General features: G+C 36.3%; 20 protein-coding genes. 4 read left to right on the top strand and 16 right to left on the bottom strand.

Features of this window, described 5'->3' with window-relative positions:
- Nucleotides 1-660 precede the first annotated feature (660 nt).
- Nucleotides 661-1,263, top strand: a complete 603-nt coding sequence (locus JSQ81_RS14030) for a recombinase family protein (protein ID WP_212604643.1) — start codon at nt 661-663, stop codon at nt 1,261-1,263.
- A 304-nt stretch (nt 1,264-1,567) separates the two neighbouring features.
- On the opposite strand, the gene JSQ81_RS14025 is transcribed toward JSQ81_RS14030, so the two are convergent.
- The 10 genes from JSQ81_RS14025 to JSQ81_RS13980 form a co-directional block, all read right to left on the bottom strand.
- A complete protein-coding gene (locus JSQ81_RS14025) occupies nt 1,568-2,803 on the bottom strand; it encodes a restriction endonuclease subunit S (RefSeq protein ID WP_212604642.1) in 1,236 nt (411 codons plus the stop codon).
- A 2-nt stretch (nt 2,804-2,805) separates the two neighbouring features.
- A complete protein-coding gene (locus tag JSQ81_RS14020; protein ID WP_212604641.1) occupies nt 2,806-4,359 on the bottom strand; it encodes a type I restriction-modification system subunit M in 1,554 nt (517 codons plus the stop codon).
- Nucleotides 4,356-4,955, bottom strand: a complete 600-nt coding sequence (locus tag JSQ81_RS14015; protein WP_212604640.1) for a restriction endonuclease subunit S domain-containing protein — start codon at nt 4,953-4,955, stop codon at nt 4,356-4,358. The genes JSQ81_RS14020 and JSQ81_RS14015 overlap by 4 nt, the downstream gene beginning before the upstream one ends.
- Before the next feature lie 111 nt (nt 4,956-5,066).
- A complete protein-coding gene (locus JSQ81_RS14010; RefSeq protein WP_212604639.1) occupies nt 5,067-7,814 on the bottom strand; it encodes a type I restriction endonuclease subunit R in 2,748 nt (915 codons plus the stop codon).
- Nucleotides 7,815-8,127: 313 nt separating this feature from the next.
- Nucleotides 8,128-8,397 (bottom strand): hypothetical protein, encoded by a 270-nt coding sequence (locus JSQ81_RS14005; protein ID WP_212604638.1) that lies wholly within the window; start codon nt 8,395-8,397, stop codon nt 8,128-8,130.
- Between the two features lie 119 nt (nt 8,398-8,516).
- Nucleotides 8,517-9,179 carry a RadC family protein gene (gene radC, locus JSQ81_RS14000; protein ID WP_212604637.1) on the bottom strand — a complete coding sequence of 221 codons (663 nt, stop codon included), beginning with the start codon at nt 9,177-9,179 and terminating at the stop codon, nt 8,517-8,519.
- A 104-nt stretch (nt 9,180-9,283) separates the two neighbouring features.
- Complete coding sequence (locus tag JSQ81_RS13995; RefSeq protein ID WP_212604636.1) at nt 9,284-9,736, bottom strand: hypothetical protein; 453 nt, start codon at nt 9,734-9,736, stop codon at nt 9,284-9,286.
- Between the two features lie 119 nt (nt 9,737-9,855).
- Nucleotides 9,856-10,218 (bottom strand): hypothetical protein, encoded by a 363-nt coding sequence (locus tag JSQ81_RS13990; protein WP_212604635.1) that lies wholly within the window; start codon nt 10,216-10,218, stop codon nt 9,856-9,858.
- 15 nt (nt 10,219-10,233) lie between these two features.
- Nucleotides 10,234-10,482 (bottom strand): hypothetical protein, encoded by a 249-nt coding sequence (locus tag JSQ81_RS13985; protein ID WP_212604634.1) that lies wholly within the window; start codon nt 10,480-10,482, stop codon nt 10,234-10,236.
- Nucleotides 10,483-11,121: 639 nt separating this feature from the next.
- Nucleotides 11,122-11,484, bottom strand: coding sequence for a hypothetical protein (locus JSQ81_RS13980; protein WP_212604633.1), 363 nt, complete (start codon nt 11,482-11,484; stop codon nt 11,122-11,124).
- A gap of 90 nt (nt 11,485-11,574) precedes the next feature.
- Here JSQ81_RS13980 and JSQ81_RS13975 point away from each other — a divergent pair, with 90 nt between their 5' ends.
- Nucleotides 11,575-11,739 (top strand): hypothetical protein, encoded by a 165-nt coding sequence (locus tag JSQ81_RS13975; protein WP_212604632.1) that lies wholly within the window; start codon nt 11,575-11,577, stop codon nt 11,737-11,739.
- Nucleotides 11,740-11,788: 49 nt separating this feature from the next.
- Here the strand turns inward: JSQ81_RS13975 and JSQ81_RS13970 are convergent, their stop codons facing one another.
- Complete coding sequence (locus JSQ81_RS13970; protein WP_212604631.1) at nt 11,789-12,796, bottom strand: type II TA system antitoxin MqsA family protein; 1,008 nt, start codon at nt 12,794-12,796, stop codon at nt 11,789-11,791.
- A 60-nt stretch (nt 12,797-12,856) separates the two neighbouring features.
- Entirely contained in the window at nt 12,857-13,225 is a 369-nt protein-coding gene (locus tag JSQ81_RS13965) for a hypothetical protein (protein WP_212604630.1), read from the bottom strand.
- Nucleotides 13,226-13,498: 273 nt separating this feature from the next.
- Here JSQ81_RS13965 and JSQ81_RS13960 point away from each other — a divergent pair, with 273 nt between their 5' ends.
- Together JSQ81_RS13960 and JSQ81_RS13955 are read left to right on the top strand one after the other, a co-directional pair.
- Complete coding sequence (locus JSQ81_RS13960; RefSeq protein ID WP_212604629.1) at nt 13,499-13,699, top strand: hypothetical protein; 201 nt, start codon at nt 13,499-13,501, stop codon at nt 13,697-13,699.
- A gap of 15 nt (nt 13,700-13,714) precedes the next feature.
- A complete protein-coding gene (locus tag JSQ81_RS13955; RefSeq protein ID WP_212604628.1) occupies nt 13,715-14,068 on the top strand; it encodes a YhjD family protein in 354 nt (117 codons plus the stop codon).
- Between the two features lie 290 nt (nt 14,069-14,358).
- Here JSQ81_RS13955 and JSQ81_RS13950 read toward each other — a convergent pair whose 3' ends face one another.
- The 4 genes from JSQ81_RS13950 to JSQ81_RS13935 all read right to left on the bottom strand — a co-directional run bounded on the left by JSQ81_RS13950 (nt 14,359) and on the right by JSQ81_RS13935 (nt 17,767).
- The gene (locus tag JSQ81_RS13950; protein WP_212604627.1) at nt 14,359-15,063 is read right to left on the bottom strand and encodes a PD-(D/E)XK nuclease family protein; all 705 of its coding nucleotides are present in this window, start codon (nt 15,061-15,063) and stop codon (nt 14,359-14,361) included.
- 80 nt (nt 15,064-15,143) lie between these two features.
- Nucleotides 15,144-15,620, bottom strand: coding sequence for a single-stranded DNA-binding protein (gene ssb / locus JSQ81_RS13945; RefSeq protein ID WP_212607672.1), 477 nt, complete (start codon nt 15,618-15,620; stop codon nt 15,144-15,146).
- Nucleotides 15,621-15,689: 69 nt separating this feature from the next.
- Nucleotides 15,690-16,475, bottom strand: coding sequence for a hypothetical protein (locus tag JSQ81_RS13940; RefSeq protein WP_212604626.1), 786 nt, complete (start codon nt 16,473-16,475; stop codon nt 15,690-15,692).
- A 2-nt stretch (nt 16,476-16,477) separates the two neighbouring features.
- Nucleotides 16,478-17,767: a RecT family recombinase gene (locus JSQ81_RS13935; protein WP_212604625.1), complete on the bottom strand. Its 1,290-nt coding sequence runs from the start codon at nt 17,765-17,767 to the stop codon at nt 16,478-16,480.
- Nucleotides 17,768-17,772: the final 5 nt, after the last annotated feature.

Here is a 17,772-nt window from a genome sequence, read left to right as displayed (position 1 = left end):
AGAAAGAAGGCAATCATTCCATCAGCCGAATGATTGCCTTCTTTCTTTTGTATCAATTCCTTAAATATACGTTAATCTGAGCTTCTTTTGACTGCTCATTATTCCGCAATCGTGCCCTATTATTGATAGGAATAGACCGTTAATTTACAAAGCAAAGATGAATCCACCTTTGCTTTTATAAATTACCTACCCCTTTCCCTTTCTCTTTTAAATCGTCATTACTTTTTCCCTTCACTTCATTTTTAACTTTTTTTACGTCAATACCGAACCAAAAAAGAATATAGATGCAATCAGTGGACCTAATGGCAGCACCGTTAGAATTTCATCTTTATCAATTGCCTTACTCCTTTAAATAGCCCGATATGCTGAACAAAATAATAAATGCTCTTTTGCTACTTGGTAATTTGTGTTCCAAAACTCGTCGTTTTCTGAACACGCTTCTCTAAAAATTCGAAAGTGACATATAATTTCTTTCTAGATCAATTCATTCCGTTCATAAAAGTACACTTTAACGAACGCTCCTCCAAGTAACGAAAACATAGTGAAAAACAGTTCGTAAAAGTATTTAATCACTTTTCGAACGTTCACCCACTTCGTTGCAACTTTTCGAACGGAAATATATACTTAAAGAAACAAACGTTCCTAAAGGGGTGTGTAATTTTGGAATCTCGAAAGTTCGGATACATCAGGGTAAGTTCAAAAGATCAAAACGAAAGCCGTCAAATGAAAGCAATGAAAAAGATTGATATTAATAATCGTGATATTTTCCTCGACAAGCAATCTGGTAAGAACTTTCACCGCGAACAATATCAATTAATGAAACGAATGATTAGGAAAGGAGATATTCTTTATATTCATTCACTGGATCGGTTCGGTCGAAGCAAGGATGATATTTTAAACGAGTGGCAAGAACTTACGAAGGAAATCGGGGCTGATATAGTGGTACTTGATATGCCTTTGTTGGATACTACAAAATATAAAGACAGTATTGGTAATTTCATCTCGGATCTTATCCTTCAAGTTCTCTCTTGGCTTGCGGAAGATGAACGAGATAGAATACGAATACGTCAACGTGAAGGTATTGATTCAGCCCTTTCTAATGGCGTTAAATTTGGACGGCCATCAATTGAAATAACAGATGAATTCATTCAGTCGTATGATAAGTGGCAATCCGGGGAAATTACAGCAGTTAAAGCAATGGAAGAAGCGAATATGAAGAAAACGTCATTTTATAAGATGGTGAAGGTGTATCAAAATCTATAATCCAATATCATCAATATATAGATGTTTCATATATAAGCAGGAGCATTGCAATCAAAATTGCAATGCTCCTGCTTATTAGTGTTACATATGGTCCCAATATGTGACACGATGGTAACTTAAATACTGCAGGTTCCAATATTTCAGATCATAACTTAATGGTTACGACACTGCATGGGGATTTTTAAATTAAAGTCCACCCGTCACCACTTCTTTATTAGATTCTTTTAATTTAAGCACCTATTTTTTCACTAACAAATATGTAAAAGCACCACCTACAGTGTCGAAATCTTGTAGGTGGCACTCTTTAAATAAACATCTGCTGCATAAATCCCGATTTCTGGTCTTGTAAAAGTTCTAGTCTTAAAAACTCTAATTCAATTTTTTCATCAATTGTTTTTAGTATGCTTGAAATTTTAACTTGTTCATTTAAAGAAGGAAGTAAATGTAAGGTTTCGAAGAAGTCACCTACTCCAATATTTAATAAGCCATGATTTCGTGCTCCTTCAACAGAAATCATTGAAATCTCTTTATGCCATTTACTTGTCTCAAAATATTGCTCTAGATAATCACCATAAACTACATCGCTATTAGGTTGAAAACATATATATAAAGTAGATAGAACACCCTGTTCATAATTGTTCAGTCGCTTTATTGCACCAAAAGGGTATCCATTTGAGTAGCTTTTATTATAAGCAAATTCGCCCTTATTTATGAGATAATAACCTTCCAAATTCGAAGATGCAACGGTTTTTTCAAAGTATTTTTCTTGATCTATTAATCCGTGTTGAGCTGATATAGTTAAGGGCAATATGGATTGAAGCCCTTTATTCTTTCTAACCACTCTATCCGTAATTTCACTAAGGTGATGTTTTTTCCACTCCGGAAACTCCTGTCCATCCTCATCCTTAAAACGTAATTCCTGGCTAAACAGCTTCTGCATTACTCCTATTTTATACTCACGCCAAGCTTCAACCTTTTCTTGTTGCTGTTCAATGCGATGATCGAGTAGGGTGAAAAAGTCGGCTATTTTTTGTTGTTCTTCATACTCGGGCATATTAATCTCAAGTAACCCTAAGTTCGTTTTTGACAAACCAAGAACCGAAATTCCTGTACCTACTCGTCTAATAAAAGTAAAGTATTTACTTGTTTGCGTAAAATACATTAAGAATCTACCATCCACAGATTTAGATGGTCTAAATAAATGCGTATGAAGACCAGCAACTACATTATCCAAAGTAAAATTCCAAAATACTGCGGATTTACCTAAATCTTTATAGTCCTCGGATGCATCTGCAAAAATGAGATCATTATTCATAATGACTTCAAAACTTTGTAGGACTGTTATCGAAGGTATAGGTGTCTCATCATCTAAGATTCCAGCAAATTTCGAATGAATATCACCGTAATGAAGATGCTTATAATTTCCTTTGCCTTCATAACTACGAGAAAACGAATAATTCCTCCTAAAACTACCTAAATCGTTTAATCTTTCAGTTTCCCACTTACCCTTAAATTGTGGAAACCTTAAAATTGGTTGCATCATCATATCCCCAATTCCTTAAAGTACTTCTTTAGCTCTTCATCAATCTCAGCAATCTCTCCATCAATTTCCTTCATCCGCTTTGAAACAGCCCCCAAATCAACAGGCTCTTCCTCTTCGAACGTATCTACATAGCGTGGAATATTAAGGTTGAAGTCATTCTCCTCAATTTCGCTTAGTAATGCTGCATGCGAATATTTATCAATCGTCTCACGGGATTTATATGTTTCCACTATTTTTTCAACATTTTCATCCGTTAAAATGTTCTGATTCTTCCCTTTTTCAAATTCGCTAGATGCGTCAATGAAAATAACGTTATCGTCTGCTTCGCGACACTTTTTAAACACCATAATACATGTTGGAATCGACGTACCGAAAAAGACATTCGATGGTAAACCAATAACAGCATCCAAATAGTTCTTATCATCAATCAGATATTTGCGGATAATACCTTCGGCTGCACCTCTGAATAAGACACCATGTGGCAATACAACAGCCATCGTTCCGTTATCATCCAATTGGTGAATCATATGTTGCACAAAGGCATAGTCAGCTCTTGATTTCGGAGCTAGACGACCATACGCACTGAAACGTTCGTCATCCAAAAATGCTGCATCTGAGCTCCATTTCGCACTGTAAGGAGGATTGGCGACGATTGCTTCGTGCCTCAGTTCGATGTGCTGTGGCTCCTCCAATGTATCTGCATTTTGAATATCAAAGTTTTGGTAAGAAACGTCGTGCAATAACATGTTCATCCGAGCTAAGTTATACGTTGTCGATGTAAGTTCTTGACCGTAGAATTTACGGACATTTGCTTCTTTTGCTACACGCAGTAGAAGTGAACCTGATCCGCAGGCTGGGTCATAAACACTCTTTAAATCTGTTTTACCGACGGTTACAATCTTGGCTAAAATCTTAGATACTTGTTGTGGTGTGTAAAATTCGCCGGCCTTCTTACCTGCACTTGCTGCAAATTGTGAAATCATATACTCGTAAGCATCGCCCAGCACGTCAATATCAACGTCGTCATGCAAGAACGGGATATCGTTGACACTTGCAATAATTTTTGCGATTAACTTAGAACGGGATCTAACGTCACGCCCTAATTTTGATGATGCTAAATCCATATCGTCGAATAAATGTTCAAAGTCGGCCTGGCTGTCTGTACCTAGCGTTGATTCTGTTACTGAGTTGACTGCTTTTTGTAGTAATTCTGTATCAAATGTACCGTTATCGCCTTTTTCAATTTCAATCATCATGTTTGAAAAAAGGTATTCAGGCTCAATTACATAGCCAATTTGTTGAAGAAGTTCCTCAGCTAATGCTTCGCGGTATTCTTCGTCAGCCCAGGCCTTACCATAAGAAATGGCATCTTCTTCGAGAAGCTTATCTACTCGAACTTCCGTTTTTTCAGATAAATAGCGATAGAAAATCAAACCGAGGATGTAATTTTTGAATTCACTTGCTTCCATTTGTCCTCGTAAATCATTTGCCATATCCCAAAGTTTCTTGTGTAATTCAGCTTGTTGTAATCGTTGCTTTTCAGATGTTGTCATTTAGATTCCTCCATTTTTACTGAAAGCAGTTCATGAATATACTGATCTTCCAGTTCCATTCTTTCTTCTGTAAGTCTTTTTTTCTGCTGGACTGCTTGTACAATTTTTCCTATCCTCATTTGTAGCTGAATAGGTGGTAACGACATTTCCATTTGACGTAACATGCTAATAGACAAGGACGAGACACTCGACCCCTGTGTAGCAAGCTGGATTTGCCTTCTCACTTCTACATGTTCATTGAAATACCATTCAAAAAATTTTACATCGACTTGCTGCTGAAAATCAACAACTACAAAATTCGATGGTATCAATAGTTTTTCATAGTTTAAGGGGATAGTAGTAGTACGTTGTGACAGCAAATGAATGACAACCATATTTTCTTCAGTAAATCGGATTTTATTTAACTGGTTCTCTTCAATCCATATCCTTGTATCTTTCTCCTGCTCAAGTCTATAGGGTATTCCCATCGATTCATTAAATTCTTTCAATGTTAATACCTCAACGCTTTGGGCACCCGCTGTTTTTGCACTAGTTCCCACACGAGTGAGATTTACACCTTGGATCACGGATGCAATTTCTTGTAATTGAATAGTCATCTGCCCCCTTTATTTCGACTAACACTCATATCATATATGTAATTTTATAAAATAGCAATAGTTATTTATGTAATTTTATAAAATAACCAAAAAAGAGAGCTTTACGCTCCCTCATGTAAATCGTTTTGTATGTTCAATGATAAAATGCACAATTTGTTTGGCCAGTTTCCTCTTTTTTAACAAACCTACCTTAAGAGAATCACTAATTTTAGTTTGTTGAACAATGTTGCTATATTCGTATTCTTCTAGGTGCTTTTTTAAATCTTTTTCTGGAATACCAATTTCTTTTGCAAAACCTGCAATTTCTTCTTCGCGAATTTTTTCTTCATAATGGTTATATGCATCATCTACAGAATCTGAATTCGATAATTCAGGTACCACACGTTTTAAGAAGCCTTTTATTAAATCGACTTTCAGGCGTAATTCAGGGTTATCAGCCCGGTCCACTTCTTCCTCAATGACACGGATTTTTTTCTCAAGCTCTTCTTTATTGTCAAAATCCAGGTCACGGATTAGATTCATAATGTAACTTACATTGATTCGGTCTGTATGCATGAGTTCCAATTCGAAATCGATATCCTGTAAAATCGAAACCTTTTCAATATCATTTTTTACATTTTCAGCAATTTTTAGATACTTACTTTTGTAGTCTTCATACGTTTGGCTTTCAATTTGCAATGTATCAGGATCAAATTCAAATTCCGTGAATGTTTTTAGTCTAACTAAAAGCTTTGTCATATTTTTAAAAGCATCCACAAAAGCCTTTTGATCCTCTTCACGTTCAAGTTCATCAACTGCTTCTGGTGTAGCTGCAATTTCACGTACTTTTTTCAGAGAATCTAAGAACATGGCCAAGTATTCGACATAACTTTTCATTAGAATCTCGTCAACAGAATCCGTTTGCGAAAACAATTTGAGTGATTCGTCCGTATTCTGCTTTAAGTTCCGATAACAAACAACGTTTCCGTATGGCTTTGTTGATTTCTCTACACGATTAGTACGACTAAACGCTTGCAACAAATCATGGTGTTTCAGATTTTTATCTACATATAAAGTGTTTAGTGTTCGACTATCAAAACCTGTTAAAAACATATTGACGACGAGCAAGATATCGATTTGTGCTGTTTTGACTCGTTTAGAAACGTCTGAAAAATAACTAGAATAGGTGTCTGTCGAGAAATTCGTATCGTAAATTCCATTGTAATCTGCGATTATTCGCTCAAGACTATCTCTGGAATGTTCGTCCTTCCCTTCACTATCTTCATTGGCACCGTAAGAAAAAATACCAGCTATCTTAAAAGGGTGTTCAGCTTGTTTAAACATCTCATAATACTTAATGAGCATGGGAATAGATTGCACAGTAAAGATTGCTGTATAGCCCTTGCTACGTGATTTTCGTTCATGGTTCCCAAGAATGTTTTGAACAACTATCTGCATTCGGTCATCGTGCATATAGACTTCTTCCGTGTTAATTGCTTCAACTCGTGTTTCATCTGCTTCATCAACCTTAGATTTGATTAATTCATGATGTTCGACAGAAAAACCAAGCACGTTTCCATCCCGAATAGCTTCTTTAATTAAATACGTATGAAGGCATTTTTCAAAAATATCGGCAGTCGTTCGACCATCTTGGCTTTTATTCACTTCGAAACGGGGTGTACCGGTAAATCCGAAGTATTGGGCATTTTTAAAGTGTCTAGAAATATTCGTGTGCATCTCCCCGAATTGACTTCGATGACATTCATCAATAATAAAGATAACCCGTTCATCTTTGTAAAGGTCCATAATCTCAGCGAAACGAGGGTTTTTAACCGCATTGGCCATTTTTTGAATGGTTGTCACAATAAACGGTTTCATAACGTCTTCAACTTGTTTGACGAGTAGGTCCGTTTTCTCTGTTCTATCCACGGATCCTTTTTCAAACTTATTAAATTCAGCGATTGTTTGACTGTCCAAATCCTTCCGATCCACTAAGAAAAAGACTTTCTTAATGTTTGGCTCATTCGCAAGAATTTGACTCGCCTTAAAGGAAGTAAGTGTTTTCCCAGAACCTGTTGTATGCCAGATATAGCCACTATTCTTCGTTTCAAACGCACGTTTCACCAAAGCCTCGGTAGCGTAAACCTGGTAAGGGCGCATGACCATCAAAAGTTTTTCCGTATCATTTAATACCATATACCGGGCAATCATCTTTGCGATATGACATTTTTCAAGAAATGAAGCCGTAAATTCATTAAGATTCGTAATGATGTTGTTTTCTTCATCTGACCAAAAGAATGTGTAGCCAAATAAAATATCTCCATCCGAATTAGAGAAGTACTTCGTATCCACACCATTCGTAACTACGAAAATTTGAAGGAAACGATACAATCCCTTATATGAATGTTTGCGATAACGCTGAATTTGATTGAATGCCTCTTTAAAATCCAGTCCTCTTCTTTTCAATTCAACTTGAACAACAGGAAGACCATTAATCAAAACAGTAACGTCATAACGATTCGTGTACGTTCCAATTACAGTCGTTTGTGTTGTCACCTGGAATAGGTTTTTGCACCATTCGCGGGTATTAAATAATTCTATGTAAAGCTCAGTACCGTCTTCTCGCTCAATAATTTGTTTATCACGTAAGATTTTAGCTGAATCAAAAATACTTTTCCCATCAACTAAATTCAATAATCTTGTAAATTCTATATCTGTTAGCGGCTTACCTTCAAGCTTCTTTTGATTAAACCGGTTTACTTGTGAACGAAAGTTTAGTAGCAATGCTTCATAATCAGGAAGTTGCACTTGTTCATAGCCTTGACGAACTAGTTGACTAATCATATTTTTTTCAAGTTGTGCTTCAGATTGATAGCCCATTTGCATGATTCTCCTTATACTTTATGTATCTACATATGTATAGTTTATCATGAAATGAAAGGCGTTTTGTTTAATACTTACATTACCCATAACAAATCCTGTATTATCTTTACTAACGGTTGTAAGTTTGCATAGTCTTTTGTTTTTTTAAAAATGCAGGCACTGCGGAATTACGATAGCAGGGGAAGGGCTATGCGATCCTTGTGTTGACCGTGGTATGCATCAGTAATAATAAAGCCCTTAATAAACAAAAAATGCGACATTTAATGAGAATTCTCACGAGTGTCGCCTTTTGATTTATTCGGAGTGGGTTTTAGTAATCGGACGGCAAAAAGTACTTAACTTTTTTCACGAGCGGCTCTTCGTCAGGCGTAGCAAGTTCCATCCATCGTACATAAGTTTCCCATTTCTTCAAGGCTTCTCCTCGATTTTGTGCTTGAACTGCAAATTCATCTCTGTTATATGTAATTAAATATATGTCGCCTGATAAATCACAGCTGTCACAGATTGGTTCAACTTCATCCTCTTTAATCACGAATACTTCATCTTCGCTAAATGACGTTCCACATTTTAGACAATTCAATATATATTCTCCCTTCCCCTCCTGCTAATAAGATTCGACTCGATGACTAAATATCCTTTTAATTTTCCGACAAATAAAAAAAAGAGCGTATCAATTCATACGCTCTTCATTAGATTTCTTTACATATAGCCCTTTTCTTTAAGAGATATAAACTGGTAATCTCCAATAATAATATGATCCAAAAGCTCCACCCCCATCACACTACCGGCTTCAGCCAGTCTCTTCGTAACTTCTATGTCCTCATGTGAAGGATCAACTGTGCCACTGGGATGGTTATGAGCACAAATTACGGATGCCGCACTATGTTTCACCGCTTCCTTGTACACCTCCCTCGGATGTACTATCGAGGAATTTAACGAGCCAATAAAAACCGTTCTTTTATGAAGAACTTCATTTTTTACATTTAGGTACAAAACAACGAAATGTTCCTGTGTTAGCGATGTCATTTCCGCCATTAGATATGATGCTGCATCTTCTGGTGATCTGATTGTATAACGCTTTTCATTCTTTCCAGCACTCCGCGCTTTTTTAGCAAGGAGCATTCCCGAATGCACTTTCAAAGCTTCATTATGAGTCATGCCTTCCCCTTCTAATTCAGAAACAGTCATTTCAACTAGTGCTCGAATCCCGCGACCTGCTAAACGGCCTGTAAATTCAGGTGTTGAAGATGGCCCAATTAAGACAGCAAGAATGTCCTGTAACTCTATAACGCTTTCTGAACCGATTGCATTGTACGATGCGACTGCTTCACGTGCAGAATTAATATATTTTTTAGTTGTCATTTTATTGTCCTCTCCACACAAAGCTAGTACCGGAATGGCACTAGCGTTCATGTGCCACTCATTCCTTGCCTGGTGGAAGGCTTATTTTAATTGAGCTTTATAGCTTAACTGTTCATGTACTCTGAAAAACAACTTGGACACGAAGTAGTCGATTTAGGTTTATTTCCATTTAACGTAAGCTCGATTGCTTTACGTCTTGCTTCAAACTCACTATTAAAGATTAACTCTTCCTGATTACATCCTCCGAGCTGGCAGTACCCAGTAATAACACTCCATCTGTTTGATTTATCATCAATATCAACTTCAAAGTTAATTTTCGTTTTTTCTACCCGTTCCGGATCTAGTGCTATCTCATAAGACTCTATAATCTTTTCCTTCGCACTAGAAACAACTGTTAATCCATTTAGCTTTTCTATCGTTACAGCATGTTTTGAGCATTCATTACGATACTTCTCCTCGAAATCAGATGAACTTAAAGAAATGCTTTCAATATAATCTTCTTTTTCTATTTTCCTATGATTGAACAAGTTGATAATATTTTTGATGTGTTTTTTCATCCAAAAATCCTTTCCACGAAAAGCAGTGCCACATGGCACTAACTTTATGGTGCCATCGACTTCAGCCTTGATGGAAGGTTTATTTTTGTGTTATGATGTATCTACATTGTTTTAAAGAATTACTTTTTACGAGACGAGAATCTTCTTGTCTCTTTTTTTTCGCCCATTTTTGCAACAATCGCATCATCCCAACCCAATTTCTTTAGGTTAGAGGCTGTAATATTTAACACCTTCCATGGATTGACGCCTTCAAGAACCATGTTCTGTGCTAATTCTTTCAGTCCTTCTTCGTTGAAACACCATGATGCAGATATGCTATAATCCCAAATCACGTCACCAGTATCAACCGGACCATTTACATCAACGAATGCTTTCAATTCGGCTTTCATTGCTTTCAAAGCTGCCTCGACTCGTTCAATTTCTTTCCCCAAATTTATTGCATGATCCATGCTTTTAACTTCTTCTGTTTTTGCGAGTACCATGATTTAATTCCTCCTTTATTTTCCGATATTTCCGCTACCAATAACCTTCACATCACCGTTTTCAATGGACAAGAAAATATCTTGAATGTCGGTAAGCATATTTAGCTTTTTAACTTCTCCTTTACTATCCAGTTGGTAGATACCGTCAAACTTAAAGACAAGGAATTTCCTTTCTTTCTTTTCATCCACATAACAGATGAATGATTTCTTTGTACCTCCCTTTTTAACATTGGAAATAAGACTTTCTAATTGTTTTCCAACCATTTAAATCACTCCATTCCCTTTTATTTTTGAAAACAAAAAAAGCCGACTGTACCCCGAAGGATTCAATCGACTTTTAATATATATCACGCAAAAATGCGGAAATACCCATATGAACATGCTCGAAAGCAATTTTGTGACGTACAATTACATCTGCCTATCTTTTCCCGAAACGAGAATTCAAAGGCTGCAACATTTGTGTCGTATCTCCTTTTGTATAATGAAAAGGTATAACGACTTTCATCAAAATATGATGACTTAGAAACAAATAGAATATAGATTAAGTTTATCAAATCAAAGTAGCAGTCGCAACACTTTGGAAAAGCGTGTCTGTAAACACCATGGATATTGGTTTACTAATGACCTATTAATGCTAGGCAGTCAATACATAGGTCGTTAAATAAGTATTTAAAACGGCTTTAGTTTTATTAAAATAAAAAATGCCTAAGTAGCTAGAATAACCCGTCAGTTGATTGGTAAAAAAAGAAACAACACCACAAATAACAAAGGAATTAATATATTTTCCAGCAATAGTTTTCACATAATTTAAATATGGAATTGCACCACATTTAGCGGTGCTATTTTTATTAGTTTGAAATTATAAAGCGGAAAAAACTAAAGGCTTAATAAACATATGTTAGTTTAATAAGATTTGACTCTCTCTCTAATTATTCGTGTTATCCCCCAAAATACAAAGCGATATACAAGTGCAAAAACTACAAACAAAAAAGCAAATTCGATTAGAGAGAAAGGTTCATAATCGATTAAATAAGAATTAACAAAAATTAATATTAAAGACAACAGCTCCATTAAAGAGTCTTTAAATCCATTTTTTTCGTACAAGTCCTTAGTTTTGTCGCGATTAAAGACGTCTTTAAATTCCTCGCTAAGTAAACCTTTGCCAACACCTATAAGTATTAAATAAATACCCATAGCAGGTCCATAGTCTATATTCACAATCTGTGTTATTAAACAATAAACTATGGTGAATATAAGTAAATACACTTTGCTATTCCCCCTCTTCATAAATAAATAAGGTGAAAATGAGTCACAATTTCTTACCACGCAATTTGGTTCGTTATGTCAAGAAGTGTTATGAAACCTCAAAAGATGCTAGGAGTTAAGCAAGACGGATATGCGGAACCAATTACAATCAAGGAAAAGCAAAGACGATATGGCACAACTGTTGATGGTGTTATCAGCAAGCCGTCACTTATGATTAAAGAAAGACAGCGTAGATTAAATAACGGAAAACTATAAGATGTGAAAAGGCGACCACTCTTAATTGAGCGATCGCCTTTTTTATTTGTTAATTTAATTGAAGGTTATTAGCGTAATCATAAGATATTATATCTCTGTCATTTGTTTTTATCCAGCCCTCTTCTTTGTGAGAAAAATCGCTGATAGAAACTGAACCGTGATATAAAAACTTATCGTTTACAAAATTCATGGCATCTAATTCTGTTTCTGTAAACAATGTTTCGTCGAAAGGTTCAACCGCAATTATATTGATGTAAGTATATTCATTTACCTGGTCGTAGTTGATTTTTATAATATTGTTTTTTTCTATGCTAGATAACAATAAATCATGATCCTTAGGTACAGGGCCGTAAGGTAGTTTTTCATAAGGTATTCCACTTATCGAAAGTGAAGAGCGCTTAAAATTCAGGAAATCTGAGTAAAATAGTAATTTCATTAATTTAGTTTTAGTAACACCCTTTTGTGTAAAAAATAAAATCATGTTCATTACTTTATTTATATCAAACTTATTATAACCTGATTCAATCGTTCTATCATTTATTTTATAATTAACGTTAACCGCATTAATTAAGTCCTTCTCAACTTTATCATCATCATAATCCTTTAATATTTCCTGGATTTTCAATTGTTCTTTTCCAGTAAATAAATGTTGATTACTTTTATAATATTCATTAATATCTTCTGGGTGATTGTTAAGTTGTTTTAGTGTCGCCATGTGCGAAATAGAAGGAATATATTTGCCTGTTTCATACCGCGCAATCGTTGATTTGCTCCATCCCAGAATTTTTGCGAATAAATTCATTGAGAGACCATATCTGGCGCGGATAGCTTTGATATTTTCCAATGATAATCCAATACGAGATTCATACATGTTTTTAAGGGATTCCATCGTTACAGAGTCTAATATTTCATCATATAATTCTTCGCCACATTCACATACAACAACTTTTTCAATAATGTCAAATGACTCGTTCTTAAATTTATAGGTTGCTGCCCGTTCGACTATAGAAACGTTTACTTCAAGTTGACAAGTGTCACAATACTTTAACATTGTCATAATATTCCCCTCCATTGAAATTGCTTAGATCCATTTTAAATTTCGTGAGGTATTAGAAACTTACCAGTCTTCGTGAAAAGATAAACAAACACATCCACGACGGTCAATTTTTAACTTAACGTAAGTTAGAACGTCGTTTATTTCTTTCTTGAAAATCCATATTACATTGCCGTCCTGCGGACGATCTGTATCTAGGCAAGGACCTTCGTGATAATCGGATGTAGTCAAATCCAAGACTTGATCCCACACCTGAGCGGGTTCAGTTAGACCGATTTCCAACAAAGCTTCAATCCATCGAACCCTTTTCCCTTCCGGGTCATAGTAAGTCCGCTTTATGAAATCTTTTTTTCCGCTAGAGATGAGCTTTTTTGCATCGCGTAGAAATTCTGTACTGCTAGTGTGAGATGTAAGTATCTCTAAACGTTTCAAAAAATCATCTCCATTAATTATAGTATATCCAAAAGTGGTGTCAAATGATACCGTTTTTGAAAAAACATTTAAATCTTTCAATGGAGGGTGTATTTCTATTATAGGTCTAATCTATTAAAAATGATATTGTTTTGGAGTATATTGAGTGATTGTGAATGTAGATAAAGTAAGTAAAGAGACTAATCCAGCATCCCTATATAGGTTGTTTTATTCATCTAAAAATGAAGGGTATATAGAACCAATGTCGAATAAATCATCCAGGAGGGGAAACTATTGGACTTAATACATACGACGATGGGGTTAAAACAACAAACAGAACAGATGAAATGCACAAACTGTAATCGAGGGAACCTAAAATTTAAGAGTGCGGAATACTCAAATGACTTTAACGATAAAAAAGGAGACATTATAATAATTGATGCCGTTTGCCGTTTTTGCGCAGTTGGTTCACATGCCACGGTTAATGTTTTTTGAAGGGAAGTGATTTAGTTGATTCCACAAGATGCATTGAAACATTTCGAGAATGCGATATATTTACCAATGTTAATAAAGATACTAGAAATGGATTTACTTACTATAGAAAACACTCAACTTAAATTTAAGCGGCCATATGCAAAAATGATTGACCAGGCACTCTTACAAGCGCGATCCGATTTAAAGGAAACGAATATTTATCTTAGGCGTAATAATATGAAGTTGATTAAGTATAGCAGTAATGAAAATTTTACTGAATTTATATTCTCAGGTATTAGTTTTGAAGAGCGAAAAAAGTATTCCAGCGGTGAACTGAAAGAGGGCACTGAAGAAATAATGAGTGAGTATCTAGGGAAGTTTGAAACTTAAAAAGAGGGAGCACCATTAAATCATGGTCATTTTATTGGTCATAAGCTTCACAAAAGCACTCTAAATATCAAGGTCTTTCATCAATTCGCTGAATTGTTGAGGGGCCTTTTTTTCTAGTACCTGCGTAGATGTCCATAAATTTCGCCAGTTGTTGAAACAGATGAATGTCCTAATCTGTGTGAAATTACTTTCATTTTTACATTTGCTTCGATTAATAATGAAGCATGTGACAAAGAAAAACACCGAAGGGAATAATCCACATCGGTGAGACCTCTGTTATTTTTCGTCTTTTAATAACAACTGAACTTGCGATAGCATTCAATGACAAACGGGCAATGCCTACAATGGCTAGAAGGCGTTGACAAGAATAAACTTTCCGCTTCTTCCGGCAGCATATCTAAAATCTCCCTCTTTGAATTGATTTCATTTGCCACCCTAAAAGCCCATTGTCTAGACCTTTCCATATCAACCTGATTGAAAACGTGTTTGCTAGCTTTTCTAAATCGAAGAAAATACAAGTTGCCTTCAACCTGTGTTCTGTTATTTAATTGACCTACAGCCCACGCATACAATCCTAATTGATGATTATCACGAACATCATATCTGACGCGGTTCGTTTTCCAATCGACTATTTTACTTCCGTCTGGCGACACAAGATCAATATAACCTTGTAATACCGGGGCTGAATCTGTATCAGAAAGTGGTAGCTGAAAATGAATCTCCGTTTCACCCATGTTCTCTTTAATCGGTGCATGACTAACCAACTTCGACAGTTCATCCATGGTCACTTCTGGATGAAATTCAGCTTCTATCATCCCGTTTAAAACAGCTTCTGAATGAGATACCCCATTAATTTTATCTTCGACTGCTTTATGGACCCCTTTACCCAAAGCTAAAGGATAGGTGGTCGGTTCTTCATATCCCTCGATATATTTCTTAAAGAATCGATAAGGACAGGTTGTGTAGAGGTTTAAACGTGAAAAAGAGTAAATCAATATGATCTCTCCTTTCTTCTTTTTGTTTCCAAGTAAATAAAAGGAGACTGGAAACCCAATCTCCTTCTACTAAATTTCCATCAGAACGGTAGGTCATCATCGCTTACCGCAATAGGACCTCCACCCGTTTCAAATTGATTACCATTTTGATTTTGAGTGTTACTGTTGCCAGCATACGGATTCGGTTGTTTCTGGTAGCTACCCTGTCCTTGCTGTTGTTGATTGCCTTGACCTTGTGGTTTCGGGTCCAAGAACTGTACAAAGTCAGCTACAACCTCTGTAACATATATTCGATCCCCTTTATCATTTTCATAATGACGACTATTGATTCTTCCACTCACAGCGGCCTGACTACCTTTTTTAAGGAAGTTTGCCGCATTTTCGGCAGGCTTCCTCCAAACCTGTACCATGATGAAATCCGCTTCATTTTCACCATTAGCATTTTTAAATGGACGATTCACAGCCAATGTAAAGTTACAAACAGCAACACCACTTTGTGTAAATTTAAGTGTTGGTTCTTTTGTTAAACGTCCTACTAGGCTAACGTTATTCATAATATTCTCCTTTTCTCGTAACTGGTTTACAGTCACGTCCCTATTTCTCCTCCGTAAAGGGTGACGGATATTTTAATTAGCGAAAGACAAATTGTCATTCATGATTGCTTCATTTTTATGAGTACCTTTTATGTGCGTTTGTGTTTCTTCCATTACTAGCATGTGATATAGAAAAACGACGTTATACACGACTTTATCCATTCCAAAGTCATAGGTTGATAGCGATACTTTCCAGGCTGCCCTCCCTATATTGGTGCCTTCTTTAGCCCAGCCAGCACGTTCCTCTTCATCTTTCACGTATTCAGCCAACAGTCGAGTGAACAACAAGTATATTTGCGTTTCATGACATGACCGAATCATATATTGAAGAAGTTCATTTTGCCGTTCCGCTTGATTTTCAATGTGAGCAATCACCATAAACAAGGCAAAGTGTTTTACCAGCTCTTCATGCTCATAATTTTTCCAATCTCTTAAAACCGACTCTCGATTCCTTTTAAAATCGTAACGGTCATTTCGTTTGTATTCAGCCCATCCGATTAACCGAAGTTGACGTGCATTCAAACTTTCAGCAGGATGTACAGGTTTCTTCCTTTTGCCAAAGTATTTTTCACGCACTTCGTTGTAAGGAAGACCTGACAACTTTGCTTCGAAGTCTATAACACCACCGGAAACGCCACAATACCAACATTTATATACTTGATCATGCGTATTTAAAGACAGATAAAACTTATTTCCTTTACCTGGCCTAGAATCCTCTTCGCAAAATGTGCATTTGCAAAGCGTCTCCTTTTTACCGTGATACCGAGGATTGAACGTAAGTCCATATTCCTCGGCAACTTTTAGAATCTCTGGGAGCATAATCAAGCACTCCTTTTATCTGTATCTTTCAATTTCACGAAAAACGTAAAACCATTTTCAGTACGGGTCTGCATTGCAAACTCGCTACCTTTTGAAAGGTGCTTCGTTTTTTCAACCGCTTCATTACCTTGTGCAAACACCATTGATTGCTTATTATCCGTAATATTTTTCACATACATTTTTGCAAAAGATACGCCAGCGGGTGTTGTACCCGGTTCGTACTTTTCCATGATGAATGCATCATGCGGCTCGGTAGGCTCGGAAGCTATTTGATTTTCCTGTTGAACAGACTCTTGAAAAGTTTCCGTTTGTGAATCCGGTTCAGTCTGAACATTTTGCTCCTTTGTCTGAACATACGAAAACTTTTCAAGAAAATTAAAGCCACTTTCATTTTTAATGACCAAAGACAATTCTTTCCCCATTTGAACTTGGCTAAGAGAATTGATTGTCTCTTCTTTCTCTTTTACCAAAACTAGACTTACTTCATTGGTTGCTTTGTCCATTACGTTCAATTTAGCAAACGGTACATTTTGTGGGCTTATCCCTTTTTCAAAACTTTGCAGGATAAATACTCCTTCGACAGTGTTTTCCCTTGGCTTTTGAACAGTTAGAGCAGGAGGTTGTTCATTCTCTGCGACTTCGCTTTGCTTTTGTCGGGCTGGATTAGACTGATTTGGAATATCCTCATTGCCACTATCGTCATTAAATCCTTCATCAATCGACATTTCCTCACGAGTGTACAAACCACCCAGAGGAAACTGACGACGAAGTACGAAGACTTCAGCTATTTTCTGGATCATTGCGGAGGGCATTTTATCCCAAACATTTTTATTTTTATACTTCGAATTAAGTTCACCTGAATTTGCTTGAAAGTATTCCTGGAAATCAACGAATACAGCAACAGGTCTAAAACGTTTATGGTGCATAACCGCATAAGCACCAAGTATCTGACCACGCTTCTGACCAAACTCGTGACGTACACTTCCCTCCGAAGGAATGAACTCAAAAGTGTCTCCTTCTCTCACTACGTTAGCGTTGGGAGGCCCTACATAGCCCTCTTGCGTAGTAGCTACACGGAGCAACCCGTCACGTGTAGTAATGAAAGATGTGTTCGGTCCGTTCCTCGTTTCATAACGTTGAAAAACGATATCACCAAGCAATGGATTCAAGCCGAATGTTTCACATACTTCAATGAAATGGTTCGCCTCTTCTTGTGTCCCATTTGCTGGCTGAACAAACCTATTCCAAATCAACGACTTCTGTTCGTTTGTAAACGTAAGTACTTTTCCCACTTAAA

The sequence above is a fragment of the Sporosarcina sp. Marseille-Q4063 genome (assembly GCF_018309085.1).
GTDB lineage: Bacteria > Bacillota > Bacilli > Bacillales_A > Planococcaceae > Sporosarcina.
Note: the sequence above shows the minus strand (reverse complement) of the source record. Positions and strands in the feature narration are given on the sequence as shown.